Source organism: Corynebacterium spheniscorum, from assembly GCF_900113445.1.
Classification (GTDB): Bacteria; Actinomycetota; Actinomycetes; order Mycobacteriales; family Mycobacteriaceae; genus Corynebacterium; species Corynebacterium spheniscorum.
In genome coordinates this window covers 278,454-293,720 of record NZ_FOPJ01000002.1, presented here as the reverse complement: position 1 = coordinate 293,720, position 15,267 = coordinate 278,454, and the positions used below count along the sequence as shown (strand labels likewise).

The following is a 15,267-nucleotide window of genomic DNA, read 5'->3' as shown; positions in this document are numbered from 1 at the left end:
GGGTGCGGGGTCTTCGCCTTCACCTTCACCTTCGCCGGGTGCGGGGTCTTCGCCTTCGCCTTGACCCTCACCCGGTGCGGCCTCCGCGGCTCTCGGCTTCGGGTGGATCATAATCGCGTTTGCTGTAGGCGTGTCGCCGGTGATAGTAGTGGGCACAGTCATCGAAGCTATGCCGAGAGTGGGGATCGCTAGGATCGCCCAGATTTTGCGGCCAAGTTTGATGTTTTTCAAGTGGAATTCCTATTCCTAGCGGATTACTACAGCACTCATCAACGAATTAGAACCAAAATGATGTCTAATGACACCCACCGAAACAGGTAAGTCATTCCCACAAAGAACCAGATTTCTCAATTGCTCCTAGGAGCTTTCTAAGCGGGTCGATAGGCTCATTCCAGATGAGGTACTAGAGCAAGTATCCATCCGATCATCCCACTATGACAACCCCTGCTGAGCACCCGATGCGCCCCACTCCTCGCGGAAAAGATGCAGGAAAAATGCAGTACAACGGCGGCAACCGTAGGAAACATAGTACCTTTGATGACTTCTTGCACTGGTCAGGACGATAAAGGAAGTCGCCTAACTTTTTAGTTCTGTCGCGATCAACAACTTAGAAATAGACATAGATCCACCTTGACACAAGGTCATTTTCTCGACCCCGCTCCAGTCTTAAATTACCCCCAAAATTAACCCCGTACATTTTTGCTTTATTATTGATAATTGAGTAGAAGCGCGCACTGTTAATGACATCGAGTTCAGATTGAGATTCTTATTTGAGGCTTCATAATCATATTCTCATTGTCATTGGAGGCATGGCGAAAGAACTCCGCTGAATTTTCAAAGACTCGCAAGTGAACCTTGAAGGCGCGGCAAACCGCGACCTGTGCCAACTTGGATTTGGACCTGAGGTCGAGGGATCAGGGTCTCGGGAACAGCACGACAGAGTTTTAAGTGCGCTTAATATAGCCGAAGCGGGGAGTAAAACCGGTGGGGTGCCGGAGTTGCGCAACAGCATCGGCGATGACGAGGCGGAATCGTGGGAGTGTGGGTGGGAGTTGGGCGATGGAGAACCAGCCGACGTCGGAGGATTCTTCATCGCCGATGCGGGGCTCATCGGGGGTTCCGGGAGTGACTTCGCAGCGGAAACTGGTGTCGATGAAGCTGACCTCATCGCCATTGGGGTAGGTCATGGGGCCGACTTGCCCCACCCCGAGGAGGGCTTTGACCTGCACATTTAGCCCGGTTTCTTCGGCGACCTCGCGGCAGGCGGTGACGTGGGGTTCTTCTAGTGGGTCAACGATGCCGGTAATTGGGGTCCAGATGCCATTGTCGGAGCGTTTGACCATGAGGACCTCGGGGACTGCCCACAGTGGGGCATCCGCGGGAACATCTTTGATGACGATGGCGGTGACACCGGGGAGGAGGAGGTGTTCATGACCGATTTTTTCGCGGAGGCTAAGGATGAAGTCTGGGGTGGGCATGCTGCGGGTTGCTCCTTGGCGATGAGCGGTGGGCGGGGTGTGAAGAAGCACAATGGCGATGCCCCAGCGAGGTTGGTGCGAGGGGCATCGCCATGTGAGTTTACGCGCGATGGTGTATAGAGCTAATGCTATAAGGACCTATTCATAGGTGGGGCGGCCGAAGTACATGGCCATCTTTTGGCCATCGACGGTGGTGACGGGCATGTGCATGTCATAAATGTCGTGGAGGGTCTCGCTGGTGAGGACCTCATCGGCGGCGCCATCGGCGACCACTATCCCATCGCGTAAGGCGATGATGCGGTCTGAGTAGGCGGCGGCGATATTGACATCGTGGATGACCAGCACGAAGGTGCGGCCGGTGTCGCGCGCGGCGCGGTGCACGCGGTTCATCATATTGGCGGCGTGCTTCATGTCGAGGTTATTAAGCGGCTCGTCGAGAAGCACGTAGCGGGTGTCCTGGGCGAGCACCATGGCCACGAAAGCGCGCTGACGTTGACCGCCGGAAAGCTCATCGAGGAAGCGGTCTGCGAGATCGCCGAGTTCGAGGTACTCCAAAGACTCGTCGATAATGCGGAGATCTTCCGGGCGGTGGTGGCCGCGGTCATGCGGGAAGCGGCCGAAGCCGACCAGATCGCGGACGGTGAGGCGCACCCCGATGGTGTTTTCTTGGCGGAGCACCGCAAGGACCTTGGCTACCTCGCTGGAGCCCACCTTGTGCACATTAAGGCCATCGACTTCCACGGTGCCCTGGGTGGGTTTGGCCAGGCGCGCCATGATGGACAGCAGCGTGGACTTGCCCGCGCCGTTGGGGCCAATAATGGAGGTGACTGTGCCGGGGCGGATGTGTGCGTTCACGCCGTGGAGCACCGCGGAACCACCATAGGATTGGTGGACATCGCGGATGATGATGCCCTCGGTGGTTGCTGCGGTGGTATTTGCGGTGGTATTTGCAGTGTTGTTTGGGGTGTTGTCAGTGCTCATCACGCGGTACGTCCTTTCAGCAGGAGGAAGAGGAAGAAGAGGCCGCCGATGAATTCGATGACGATCGAGAGAGAGCCTTCAACGCCGAGTTGGCGTAGGGCATATTGGCCGCCGGCGAGACCAATGATGCCCAGGCCTGCGGAAAGCGGCAGGGTGTGGATATGGCGCTGGGTAGAAAGCACCTGGTAGGAAGCGTTGGCAATGATGATGCCGAAGAAGAGCACCGGGCCGACCAAAGCTGTAGCTGAGGAGACGAACAGCGTGCACAGGAACAACACGATGATGGTTTCGCGGCGGTGGTTGATGCCCAGCGAAATGGCGGGATCGCGACCTAGGAGCATCACGTCATAGCGACGATGGCGCAGCAGCGCGAAGATCGCGCAGAGGGCGGTCACCCCACCACTGATCATCAGCAGCGTTGGGTTAACGAAGCTAAAGTCCGCGAACATGACGGACTGCAATTGCATATACGCAGCCGGATCCAACATCCGCTGGAACATACCGGTGATGGAGCGGAAGACCAGGCCGAAGACCAAACCCACGAGCAGCAAGGTGGGCAAGGCGATGCGCTTGCCGACAAGCAGCCAACCGTAAAGCGTCATCGCGAAGATCACCATGAGGCCAGCGGAGATGGAGTAGTTCGCTAAGGCGTGGTCGAAGATGGAGCCTTCTTCGCCGACCGTGGCGCCCACCGTCCAGATCATGATGGTTTGGATTAGTAGGAAGAGAGAATCGAAACCGATGATGGAAGGGGTGAGGATGCGGTTGGCGGTGACGGTTTGGAAGAGCACCGTGGAAAAACCGATAGCCACGGAGACGACGATCATGGCGCCGACTTGGCCGATGACGAGATTGAGGGTGTAGTCCCAGGCCTTGGTGTTTGAGCGCGACGGCAAGGTGTCGTGGAAGAGCAGGTAGATCAGCCCGATAGCCAGCAGCGTGGTGATGATGTGGGCCACGATGCGGCGACGGCGAAGCTGCGCGAAGCGTGGGGCTTCGGCGCTGGTATCGGCCGCTGCGGTGCCTTCCGTTGGGATGTTGTGGGAGGCAGATGTGGGTGTCGGTTTATTTGGCGTCGCCACGACGGGGGTCTCCCTTCAGCAGTAGGTAGAGGAAGATGATGCCGCCGACTGCACCCATGACTGTGCCAACGGGAATCTCCCCTACTCCGGCGGCAGTACCGGTAGCCAACCAGGTGAAGAAGTCAGGCAAGGTACGGCCAATGGTGTCGCAGACCAGGACGGTGATAGCACCACCGAAAGCCACCCAAGGGATGTTCTCGCGCATATTATCGCCGCGGAACATGGTGACAATATTGGGAACCACGATGCCGAGGAAGGGAATCGAGCCAACGGTGACCACCACGGCGGCGGCAACAGCGGCAACAATCGCCATGCCGGACCACAAAATGGTGCGGTGTGAGAGCCCAAGGTTGGTGGCGGTATCTTCGCCCAGGCCTGCGATGGTGAAGAAGTTGGCCAGCAGGTAGGTCAATACCGCTAGTCCAGCAACCACCCATAGCAGCTCGTAGCGGCCAGAAAGCACTGCCGAGAAATCAGCGAAGAGCCAGGTGGAGAGCATTTGGAGGAGCCCATACTTCACCGCTAGGAAGGTGGCGACGGCACTGATGACGGAGCCGAGCATGATGCCAACCAGCGGGACCAATGGGGAGTCACGCAACTTGATCTTGGCGAGGAAGGTCAAGAAGATTGCGGTGCCACCCATGGCGAAGACCATGGCGATCAACATCTTCCCGAACAGCGGCATGCCGGGGGCGATAATGGCGACGATGACCAAGCCGAGGCCGGCGGATTCCACGGTGCCGACTGTGGATGGGGAGACGAAGCGGTTGCGGGCAAGCACCTGCATCAGCAGACCGGCGATAGCCAGGCTGGAACCAGCGAGGGCTGCGGATAGGGCGCGCGGGATGCGCTGTTGGAAGAAGTACAGCGCGTGGCGGTCGGACATCGTGCCGCGGAGAACATCGATGGGGGAAATATCAGCCACGTTGACGAAGAGGCTGGCAAGGAAGACCACCACCAGGACGATAACCGCCACCACCCCCCGAAGCAGCCGAGCGCTTCGAGGGGTGGTGGTCGTTGACGAGGCTATAGCCACGGTGATTGAAAGTGTCCGAAGGACTTACTTCAGGGCGTCCTTGACTTCGGTGACCATGGACTTCATGGCGTCCAGGCCGCCGCCAACCAAGTACCAATTCTGCGGCTCGAGGTAGTGGACGTTGCCATTCTTGGCAGCGTTGGTCTGCTTGAAGATCTCGTTGTCGAGGATCTGCTCAGCGGACTCGCCTTCGTTGCCGATGGCGGCGTCACGGTCGAAGACGAAGACGTGATCCGGGTTCAGTTCAGCCAGCTGCTCCCAGCTGATGGTGTTGCCGTGAACATCAGAGTTGACGATGTCGCCGGCCGGCTTGAAGCCGAGATCGTTGTAGATGAAGCCGTACCAGCCGTCATCAGCACCATAAGCGGAAACCTTGCCGCCGGTGGTCATGAGGATCAAAGCGGTGCCGGCGTCAGCGGACTTGGCCTTCACTTCGTCGACGAGCTTGTCGATTTCGGCGAGCTTCGGCTCAGCCTTATCCATTACACCGAAGTCCTTGGCGACCTGCTCGACGTTCTCGCGGTTGGACTCGAAGAAGGTCTTGCCGTCCTTGCCCTCAGCCTGTGTGTAGTAGACGTTGTCCGAGAGCTTGGAGAACTCATCCTTGATCTTGCGGCCACGTGCACCGTAGTAGATAACATCCGGGCTCAGGTCAGCGATGACATCCAGCTTCGGCTGCTTCAGGCTGCCGAGGTCCTTGATGCCGTCCTCGCCGATCTTGGACTGCAGACCCTCCAGCGGCTTGGGCAGCTTGCCGTTCACGGTGGAGATAGCAGCAATGTGGTCTTCAAGACCCAGGGAAGCCAGGGTGTCGGCTGCGCCGTACTCCATGACGATGGCCTTCTTGCCGGACTTTTCGTCCTTCTTATCCGCAGCAGCGGAAGAAGACTCAGTGGTCGTGGTGGTGGCTTCAGCGGCACTGGTGGAGGTGGTGGTGCTGGTGGAGGTGGAATCAGACTCGCTATTGGAGCAACCCACCAGGCTGGTGGCAGCAATCGCAAGCGATGCGACACCAACGGTAGTGCGGCGAAGGGCTAAAGACATGTGCAGAGAACTCCTTGATCGGGGTATGAAGCAAGCTATAAAACTAAGGTCCAACGATGGAACCAACGCCCGTAGTTGCGGTCGTTTTCCCACGTGGATTCCTACCAGCACCGCAGCCTAACCTAACCCTGGCAAAGATGGAAGGCCTGGCTATCCTTGCATGCAGGCTGCTACATGAACGATACAAACTTATGGTGACGTTGATGTCTCGTACAGGCAATATAAGTTTTCCCAAACTATGCATAAGGTTCCTGTACTACCCCCTTTTGGAGGAACCCGAGAGTGCAAGGCAACCCTGCACTCCCCTCCCCAACCCCCCGGCGGCACCTTTTAGCGTTTTTTGACGCTTGTGTTTGATACCTGTTAAGGCCTTTGGCTGCTAAACCTCGGTGTTCTCGATGGATTCGCGGATGAAGCTCTTCACCACATCGGCATCATTGGGTAGATCCTTCACGTGGCGCGGGGCATCCATCACATCTTTAAAACGCTCCGGAGTCTCAGGTTCCTGCGAGGTGGCTTCCACAATGGTCTCCGCGAATTTCACTGGCAGCGCAGTTTCCAGGCACACAATGGAGCTATCCACCTGGTCTGCCCACTGGCGGGCGACATGCACGCCATCGGCGGTATGCGGGTCGATCATGACGCCGAGACGCTCAAAGCAATCCCGGATGGTGGAAACACGATCAGCGTGAGTGGATTTCCCGGAAGCGAAACCATAAGTCTGATCGACCTTAACGAAGGCAGGGTCCTTACTGAGGTCGAAGCCGCCTTGGGTGACTTGGGTGCCAAAGAGATCGTCAATGCGGGTGGCATCGCGGTCGAGCAGATCGAAAACAAAACGCTCGAAGTTCGAAGCCCGGGAAATATCCATCGAAGGACTGGAGGTCTCCATGGTTTCAGCAGAGCTGCGAACTCGATAGTCGCCGCTGTGGAAGAACTCATCGAGCACATCATTTTCATTGGTTGCCACGATCAGACGATCGATCGGTAGTCCCATTTGGCGGGCGATATGCCCAGCACAGATATCGCCGAAGTTACCGGTGGGGACACAGAAGCTGACTTTTTGATCATTGTTCTCGGTCATCTTCAACCAGGAGGAAATATAGTACACCACCTGTGCCATGAGCCGTGCCCAGTTAATGGAGTTAACCGCACCGATGCGGTACTCCTTCTTAAATTGAGCATCGCGGGAAACGGCTTTGACCACATCCTGGCAATCATCAAAGACGCCGTCCAAAGCGATATTAAAGATATTGGGGTCATCCAAGCCAAACATTTGGGCTTGTTGGAAGGGGGTCATGCGACCCGCTGGGGTGAGCATGAAGACGCGGATCCCGGCGCGCCCACGCATTGCATATTCGGCGGAGGAACCGGTATCGCCGGAGGTAGCACCCAAGATATTCAGAGTTTCGCCACGGCGGCCGAGTTCATATTCGAAGAGTTCCCCAAGAAGCTGCATCGCCATGTCTTTGAAGGCCGCGGTGGGGCCTTCGGATAGGTGCGCAATATATAGGGAGTCTTCGAGGTGGGTGACGGGTACGATTTCCGCGCTGGAGAAGCTGGTGCCAGCAGCTGGGTCATCAGATCCGTCATAAGCTCGTGCGCAGATCGCAGCGATATCTTCGGCGGGGATATCGTCTACGAATAGTCCCAGAATTTCGGCTGCTAGTGCGGCGTAACCTTCTTCTTTCAGCAGGGTGCGCCAGCGGGTGAGCTGGGCGGCGTCTAGTTGCGGATAGGTTTCCGGTAGGTAGAGGCCACCGTCAGGGGCGAGACCGCCGAGAAGAATATCGGTGAAACTGACTGGGGTGCGCTGGGGATCACGAGTCGAAATGTATTTCACCTGAACCACACTACTTGGATGGTTATCTAAAGGGTGAACACCCCCTGGCTGTTTGCTATGCACCCGCTTCCCCTTAAGAATGGGGCCTATGCCCTCTTCTATGTCAGCAAACACTCCGGATAATGCGACTGACTTTCCACCGGACCCCAATGGACGACGGCGACGGCGGTTTAGTGCTGCCGTCCTTGCCATCTTGGTGATCTTGGGTGTTGTGCTGGCACTGGCGCTCAATATTCCGACGCAGTCAGGATCTACGCCGACCACGACGAGGCCGTTGGGGACTTTGACGGTGTCTCCGACAAGCAGCACCACTAGCACCCCGACTTCTAGCGAACCGCCACCTCCGCCACCGGTCAATGATGGTCCGGCGCCGGCTAACTACGGCAGCTTCGAGATGCACGGTGCCGTGGAGATCACCGGCGCCACCTATGATTCGATGCCTTATGTGTTGCCCCTGAATCCAGCTGGTCCACAGCAAACAATGGTGCGGTGGGTTGATGGTTGGGGTGTGAGCCCGCAGAACGCTAAGGAAGGCACTGTTTATATTCTGGGCCACGCCTGGGGGCAGGCACCTTTGGTGTTTAATCCCTTCTCGGAGAAAGCCACCTATGACATCGACTTCAATAAGCCTGCTGAGAAAGTACCGGCTTATGGGGGTGGCACCGTCGCCCGTTACTCCACTCCGATTCTGAATGGCTCAAGCATCATCATGAAGGATGCAGAGGGGCATTCGCGAGAATGGGTGGTGGATAAGACCTGGCTGGTGAATAAAACCGAAGCAATCAATGATGTTGAGCTCAATGATGAGGCTGATCGTGGGCGCATTATCCTCATTGCTTGTGCGGTGCGCGATAACCGCGATCTGGAATACAACGTTATTGTCTCCGGTCGCTTAAAGCCTTAGAGTGCTCCACGCAGACGTTATTTTGTGCTTCCCCTTGGACCTTCAGATGGAGGTCCCTGGGGAAGTTCTCTCTTACTCACCTATTGACTTGTTTTCGTGGAGATTTCCGTGGCTAGCTCCTACACTCCTGATGCGCGCATAAGGGTTACTCGCCGGGCCCTGATTGTGTGGCTTAGCGCCTTGCTGGTGTACATCGTCGCGATTTTGGGGCGCACCTCCTTTGGTGTGGCCGGTGTGGAAGCGATCGAGCGTTTCCATGTGGATGCGTCACGCATTGCGGTGTTTACCGCGGTGCAGGTTGGTGTGTATGCCTTAGCCCAGATCCCTACCGGGATGCTTATTGATCGTTTTGGGCCGCGTGCGCTTTTGGTTGTTGGGGCTGTGGTGATGGCCTGCGGCCAGGTGGTGTTAGGTCTGAGTGATTCCTATGCCATTGCGATTATGGCTCGAGTATTTATCGGCGCTGGAGATGCCACTGCGTTTTTAAGTGCGATGCGGATTTTGCCCTTCTGGTTCCCGCTTCGCCGCACTCCCCTATTTACTCAACTCACCGGTGGTTTAGGGCAGATCGGGCAATTTCTTTCCGCAGTCCCCTTCTTGCACCTGTTGGAGCTCCGTGGTTGGACGATTGCATTTTGCAGCATCGGTGCCTTGGGGCTCTTGGTTGCCTTGACTGCCGCGATCGCGGTGGCGGATTCCCCGGATGAACCAGCCCGGAGTGCAGCGGATAGGAAAACCAAGGCGCGCAAGCCCAGGCCCCCGGTTCGGAAGGTGCTTGCGGAGGTGGGTACTTCCGCGGTGTGTTGGCAGGGCTTCTTCATCCACTACATCAATATGGTTCCGCAAGTTGTGTTCACCATGTTGTGGGGTGTTCCGCTGATGACGCTGGGTATGGGTTTAAGCCCAGCTCAAGCAGGGTTGGTTTTAAGTCTGAATACCGTAGCAGTGGTGTGTGCCGGCCCATTGCATGGCATTATTTCTGCACGCTTAGGTGCTAAGCGGGATCTCTTCGCGCTTTTTTGCACCATCAGTATTGCGGTGGCGTGGATTATTTTCATGCTGCCGGAAACTCCGCGCGGTATTGGCGCGATCATTATTGTGAACCTCATTGTTGGCAGCCTGACTTCTGCCTCGAACTATGGCTTCGACTATGTGCGGGAACGCATGGATCGTGGCGTAGTTGCCACGGGTACAGGCCTGGCGAATATGGGTGGTTTCGTTTCCGGCATGGTTGCTGCACAGGCTGTAGGCATTGTGTTGGATCATCACGCCACTGGCATTAACTACACCTGGATGGATTTCCGTTATGCCTGGTGGGCATGGCTTAGCGTGTGGTTCCTAGGGGTTGTTGGGCTGTTGATTTCGCGCCGTTGGTCGGCGCGGCAGTGGGAAGCCCAGCAGGTTGAAAAGAATAAACCCGGCCGCGAGGGCCAGGCTTATCCAGTGCGTTATGTGGAGGAAAGCAAGGAGCACTAGCTTCCCATAAGCTTCTTGCTGGACTTAGCGGCGGTAGCGCCCACCGCCGTAGCGGCCATTGCCGTAGCGGCCGTTGCCATTGCGGCGATCCCACGCATCCAAGACGCTGCGCACTGCGGCTTCTCCAATACGGGGGTCTAGGACTGTGCGGGCGATATCGCTGAAGTCATCGATGAGGCGATCAAAATCGCTTTGGCTGCGCGAGCGCTCACCACTGCGATGTCCACCTCGACGCTCCTCACCGCGGTGCTGCTGCCCGCGATCCTGCCTGGGGTCATAGAAATACGGGCCCGAACGTGGTGCGCCCCTGGGGATATCAAAGTTCGGCGAATCTTCCGCTGCAAAGCTTCCGAACTTCCGTGCACGCCTTAGATCATCTTCAGGTTCAAAGTGATCCGCGGGCTCGCCATCATCTTCGGGGTTTTCTTCCTCGTTGGCAGGAGCCTCGGGAGAAATGGTCACGGCGACCTCACCAACCGAGGAGTCAGTGTGAAGGTAGTCATCGAGCCGCGCGCCATAGGTAACGGCCATGTCCACAAAGCTCTTTAGCTCGCCGAGGGTGCAGTTATCGATATCAATTCGTAGTTCCATGATGGTGTTCTTTTCCCTTGCCTGATCTAGCGGACGATTAGCTAGCCGAGCTGGTCTAGTCGTCTTTGGCTAGCACTTATTGTTGCCTAGGCTACGGAGTCGCTTGGACCTAGGCAATGGTTTTGAGGAAAGTCCGGCCGGAAATCAGGACATACCCCGAGACGCTTCTCAGGGTGTGCCCGACATCAGGGTTCCATGGAAGGTTCGCCCCAGAACACCTCATCCACTATTCGGCGTGCCCGGCGCGTGACCTTCAGGTAGTTTTCGAGGAATTCTTGGTACTCATGGGGGTCCCAACCAGCCGCTCCGGCAACTTGCGCCAGGTGCGGGCCAGGTTGTGGGAGCTGGTCGGTTCGCCTGCCACGCACCAAAACCAGTGCATTGCGCGCGGCCGTTGCGGTAAGCCACGCAGTGCGTAAAACTCGCACATCCTCAGCGCGGATCACTTCAGGGTCATTAATTTCCTCTAGTGCATCTAACACGTTGAGAGTTGAGGTGTCGTGTAGCTGCGGATAGCGGTGTCCATGGATCATGCACAAAAGCTGCACGGTCCACTCGATATCGGTGAGTGCGCCGCGCCCAAGTTTGGTGTGCGTGTTGCGATCTGCTCCGCGCGGCAAACGCTCCGTATCCACACGGGCTTTCATGCGGCGCACTTCCCTAACGCTTGAAGCCCGCACACCGCGTTCTGGGTAGCGGATGGGATTAATCATCTCCAGGAAGCGTTGGCCAACCTCGGCGTCTCCTGCGATGAATTGGGCACGCAAGAGCGCCTGGATTTCCCACACTTCACCCCACTCGTGGTAGTAGCGCTCGTAGGAATCGATGGTGCGAACCGCCGCACCGGAGCGGCCCTCTGGGCGTAGCCCTAGGTCGACTTCTAAAGGCGGGTCGCCGCTGGGCTTGGAGAGGCGCTGTCGCATGGATTCACAAACGTTGATGGACCACTTCACTGCCTCGGTATCGGAGATCCCTTCCGCCGGATCGCACACAAACATGACGTCAGCATCTGAGCCATAGCCGAGTTCTGCGCCTCCGAGACGGCCCATGCCAATAACGGCGATGCGCGCTGGTGCTTCTTCTAGGCCATCTTGTTCTAACTGATGGCGAACTTCTGCTCTGAGTGCCGCGTCCAATACGGCGTCCCACACCATGGAAAGGTGCACGCACACAGTCTTGGTGTCCATCATGCCCAGCAGATCAGCAGAGGCAATACGTGCAAGTTCTGCTCGGCGCAGGGAACGCGCAACGGAAATAGCTTTCTCCGGGTCTTTTTGTCGCCCTGCTGCGGCCACCAATGAGGTGGATACTTGCCCGGCGGCAGCATCGAGAAGTTTCGGTCCGCTGGCACCATCGCCAAGAAGCTTGACGGTATCCGGGTGGCTAATAATCAGATCAGCGGTATAAGGCGAGGTGCCCAGAATCTTCATGAGGCGCTGGCCGACAATGCCTTCGTCGCGCAGCATCCTGAGGAACCAATTGCGATCATGCGCTGCTTCGGAAAGCTTGCGGTAATTCAATAGCCCAGCATCTGGATCCGCGGTGGCCGATAACCATTCCATCAGGGTGGGCAATAGCATCGCCTGGATCTTGGCGCGACGGGTGGTGCCGGCAGCAAGTGCGGTTAAGTGCTCGAAGGCTCGATCCGGGAAGGTATAGCCCAAGGCTGCTAGCTGAAGTTTCGCGGATTCTGGGGAGAGCTTGAGCGCTCCCACGGACATGGTCACCACACTGCTGAGCAGTGGGCGGTAGAAGAGCCTTGAGTGCAGGGTGGAAATGAGCAGCCGCACCTTCCGTAGGCGCTCCTGTAACAAGGAAGCCGCGGATTGTGTGCCGGTCCCGGAGAATCCGGAGGTAGTAGCTAGGCGGAAAAGCGCTGCCTTGTCGCTTTCTGGTGGTAGCGTATGGGTCCGCCTTAAGCGTTGTAATTGGAGGCGGTGCTCTAAGAGCCGGAGGAAGGCATAGGCTTCCGCTAATTGGGCTCCGTCCTCGCGGCCTACGTATCCGCCAGCTACCAAGGCGCCTAGGGCACCAAGGGTGGAGCGATCTCTTAGCCCCTCATCAGAGCGTCCGTGGACCAGCTGCAGCAATTGCACAGCGAATTCCACATCTCTTAGCCCACCTTCACCGAGTTTGAGCTCGCGTTCGCGTAGTTCCTTGGGAACATTTTCCAGCACCCTGCGCCGCATACCTTGAACATCTTCGACGAAGCTTTTGCGCTGGCTGGCTTCCCACACCATAGGACTAATTGCGTCAATATATTGCTGCCCCAGGCGCATATCGCCGGTCATCGGGCGGGCCTTCAATAAGGCCTGGAATTCCCAGGTATCTGCCCATCGCTTGTAGTAGGTCACATGCGAATCCAGGCTGCGCACCAAGGCTCCGCGTTTACCTTCAGGGCGTAATGCTGCATCTACCTCAAAGAAGGCTGTGCAGCCAATTCGGATAAATTCTCCGGCTACGCGGGTTGCTTGGGCATCAGCTGGGTCCGCCACGAAGATGACGTCTACATCGGAGATGTAGTTCAGTTCTCGGCCACCACACTTGCCCATGGCGATGACCGCCAAGTGCAGGGGCTCATCTTCCACATCGGCTGCTGCGACCGCTAGGGCTGCGGTTAAGGCAGCATCTGCGGCATCTGCCAATAGCGCTGTGACCTCGACCATGGGGATGGGGTCCTGGGAGACTCTGCGCCTAGATTCTGGGGCGGTACCCGCCAAGTCATAAGCGGCAATCCTCAAGATGAGCGTGCGGTATTCGCGTTTTAAGATCGTCTCCGCTTCCCCACCGCTTAGACCGGCACGGTAGGTGCCTGGGGTGCTCAAGGAAGCACTGGCACCATCATCATTAAGTGGTTCTGCCTTAATAGCTCCCAAGAGGTTGGCAAACATATCTGCCCGTTGTGGTAGTGGTTTTGCAAGCTCCTTCCACAAACTGGGGTTGGCAACTAAGTGGTCAGCAAGTGCGGTGGATCCACCCAAAATGCAGATCAACCTCAGCCGCAGTGCCGGGTCGTTTCTCAGAGCCTGGTCTAAGTCCGCGACGCCTGATTCTTCTCTTAGTGCCTGGAACAGTCGGATGAGCCCGTTAAGCGCTGCATCCGGATCGGCCGCGCCACCAAGTGCCCAACACAGGTCGCTGGATTCTTCATTGCGCCAACCCAGTTCCTCTAGGTCAGCTTCCGCATGCGAGCTATTCAGCCCCAGGGCAGCTGGTGAGGGCAGGGTGCTGCGCCGATAGGCCGCCGGGGTGGTTTCCGTAGTCGGTGCGCCTGCGGGATTGGGTGCAGGCGTGGTTTTTTTGCCCACCCGTATCGGTCGGATCGGTGGTGGTGGGGGCGGTGGCGGAATAATTCGGCGCGGCATGGTGTCTGTCTATTGTCCTAGTAGTTTTCCTAGTAGTCGAGGTTGTTGTCTAACTCCCAGGGCGTGATTTGTTCCTGGTAGTAGTGCCATTCCTGCCACTTGGCGCGCAGGAAGTATTCGAAGACGTGCTCCCCGAGTACCTCGGCCATTAGCTCGGAGCGTTCGAGTTTGCGTAGGGCCTGATCCAAGCTGAAGGGTAGGTCCACGTAGCCCATCGCACGGCGTTCGCGGCGAGTGAGGTCTGAGATATTGTCTTCGGCCGGTTCGCCTAACTCGTAGCCTTCGCGGATGCCCTTAAGGCCAGCACCTAACAACACCGAGTACGCCAAGTAGGGGTTACATGCTGAATCCACGCTGCGGACTTCAACGCGTCGGGAGTCTGCTTTTGCGAGACGGTAGGTCGGTACGCGGACCAAAGCTGAGCGGTTCGACACGCCCCAGGTTGCTGAGGTGGGAGCTTCTGCGCCGAACACGATGCGCTTATAGGAGTTGGTCCACTGGTTTGTGACGGCTGAGATCTCCGGTGCGTGGTGCAGGATGCCGGCGATGAAGTGCTTGGCGGTATCCGAGAGACTGTATTCATCATCGGGATCGTGGAAGGCATTTTGGTCGCCTTCGAAAAGGGAGATGTGGGAGTGCATGGCTGATCCCGCATGGTCTTTGAAGGGCTTGGGCATAAAGGTTGCCTGCACACCGGATCGCAGTGCTACCTGTTTGATGAGATAGCGGAAGGTCATGATGGAATCCGACATGGTCAACACATCGGCATGGCGCAAGTCGATTTCTTGTTGGCCCGGCGCGGTCTCATGGTGAGAGAACTCCACGGGGATGCTCATTGCTTCGAGCATCATCATGGCTTCGCGCCGGAATTTCGGCGCATAGTTGTGGTTGGCCTGATCGAAGTAGCCGCCACGGTCCGCAGCAATGGGTCGGCCTTCATCATCGCGCCCGGAGAAGAGGTAGAACTCGATTTCCGGGGACACCATGCAGGTGAAGCCTTCTTCTGCGGCTTGTTCGACCTGTCGGCGCAGCACTTGACGTGGGTCAGCCCAGGATGGTTGGCCATCGGGCATGGTGATATCGCAGAACATCCGTGCCGTTTGCAGGCCGGAGTCTGGGGGATCAAGCGGCAGGATTTGGAAGGTGGATGGATCCGGCAAAGCGATGGTGTCTGCTTCGGAGATGCGGGAGAAACCTTCAATGGCGGAGCCATCGAAACCGACGCCTTCTTCGAAGGCCGATTCCAATTCGCTTGGGGCCATGACCACGGATTTGAGGTATCCGAGGATGTCAGTGAACCAGAGGCGGATGAAGCGGATATCGCGTTCTTCAACGGCCCTTAAAACGAATTCCTGTTGGCTATTCATGTCCACCAGCGTAATGAAGCAGCGGCGGGGGTAGTGGGAGGCGGGCAAGGAGAAAGTTCAGATCGTTTCAGCCAAGCGTTTGGGGGGAGCTGTGACCCAA

At 57.3% G+C, this 15,267-nt stretch carries 12 protein-coding genes; 2 read left to right on the top strand and 10 right to left on the bottom strand.

The window, feature by feature from the left end; translation table 11 throughout:
• The 7 genes from BMZ01_RS02865 to thrC form a co-directional block, all read right to left on the bottom strand.
• Nucleotides 1–231, bottom strand: a 231-nt coding sequence (locus BMZ01_RS02865) for a hypothetical protein (protein ID WP_218140931.1), incomplete at its 3' end; no start/stop codon positions are given.
• A 713-nt stretch (nt 232–944) separates the two neighbouring features.
• Nucleotides 945–1,478, bottom strand: coding sequence for an NUDIX hydrolase (locus BMZ01_RS02860; RefSeq protein WP_092284194.1), 534 nt, complete (start codon nt 1,476–1,478; stop codon nt 945–947).
• Between the two features lie 138 nt (nt 1,479–1,616).
• The gene (locus BMZ01_RS02855) at nt 1,617–2,459 is read right to left on the bottom strand and encodes an iron ABC transporter ATP-binding protein (protein ID WP_092284193.1); all 843 of its coding nucleotides are present in this window, start codon (nt 2,457–2,459) and stop codon (nt 1,617–1,619) included.
• Complete coding sequence (locus tag BMZ01_RS02850) at nt 2,459–3,541, bottom strand: iron chelate uptake ABC transporter family permease subunit (RefSeq protein ID WP_092284191.1); 1,083 nt, start codon at nt 3,539–3,541, stop codon at nt 2,459–2,461. Before BMZ01_RS02850 ends, BMZ01_RS02855 begins: the two co-directional genes overlap by 1 nt.
• The gene (locus BMZ01_RS02845; RefSeq protein WP_223846005.1) at nt 3,525–4,517 is read right to left on the bottom strand and encodes an ABC transporter permease; all 993 of its coding nucleotides are present in this window, start codon (nt 4,515–4,517) and stop codon (nt 3,525–3,527) included. Before BMZ01_RS02845 ends, BMZ01_RS02850 begins: the two co-directional genes overlap by 17 nt.
• 84 nt (nt 4,518–4,601) lie before the next feature.
• A complete protein-coding gene (locus BMZ01_RS02840) occupies nt 4,602–5,621 on the bottom strand; it encodes a siderophore ABC transporter substrate-binding protein (RefSeq protein ID WP_092284189.1) in 1,020 nt (339 codons plus the stop codon).
• A 379-nt stretch (nt 5,622–6,000) separates the two neighbouring features.
• Complete coding sequence (gene thrC, locus BMZ01_RS02835) at nt 6,001–7,464, bottom strand: threonine synthase (protein WP_092284187.1); 1,464 nt, start codon at nt 7,462–7,464, stop codon at nt 6,001–6,003.
• Nucleotides 7,465–7,552: 88 nt separating this feature from the next.
• Between thrC and BMZ01_RS10985 the strand changes: the two genes are divergently transcribed.
• Nucleotides 7,553–8,368, top strand: coding sequence for a sortase (locus BMZ01_RS10985; protein WP_143067433.1), 816 nt, complete (start codon nt 7,553–7,555; stop codon nt 8,366–8,368).
• 108 nt (nt 8,369–8,476) lie between these two features.
• Nucleotides 8,477–9,844, top strand: a complete 1,368-nt coding sequence (locus tag BMZ01_RS02825) for an MFS transporter (protein ID WP_092284260.1) — start codon at nt 8,477–8,479, stop codon at nt 9,842–9,844.
• 24 nt (nt 9,845–9,868) lie between these two features.
• Here the strand turns inward: BMZ01_RS02825 and BMZ01_RS02820 are convergent, their stop codons facing one another.
• The 3 genes from BMZ01_RS02820 to BMZ01_RS02810 all read right to left on the bottom strand — a co-directional run bounded on the left by BMZ01_RS02820 (nt 9,869) and on the right by BMZ01_RS02810 (nt 15,167).
• A complete protein-coding gene (locus tag BMZ01_RS02820; protein WP_092284183.1) occupies nt 9,869–10,435 on the bottom strand; it encodes a hypothetical protein in 567 nt (188 codons plus the stop codon).
• Nucleotides 10,436–10,620: 185 nt separating this feature from the next.
• Nucleotides 10,621–13,800, bottom strand: coding sequence for a bifunctional [glutamine synthetase] adenylyltransferase/[glutamine synthetase]-adenylyl-L-tyrosine phosphorylase (locus BMZ01_RS02815; protein ID WP_092284181.1), 3,180 nt, complete (start codon nt 13,798–13,800; stop codon nt 10,621–10,623).
• A 29-nt stretch (nt 13,801–13,829) separates the two neighbouring features.
• Complete coding sequence (locus BMZ01_RS02810; protein WP_092284258.1) at nt 13,830–15,167, bottom strand: glutamine synthetase family protein; 1,338 nt, start codon at nt 15,165–15,167, stop codon at nt 13,830–13,832.
• Nucleotides 15,168–15,267 lie beyond the last annotated feature (100 nt).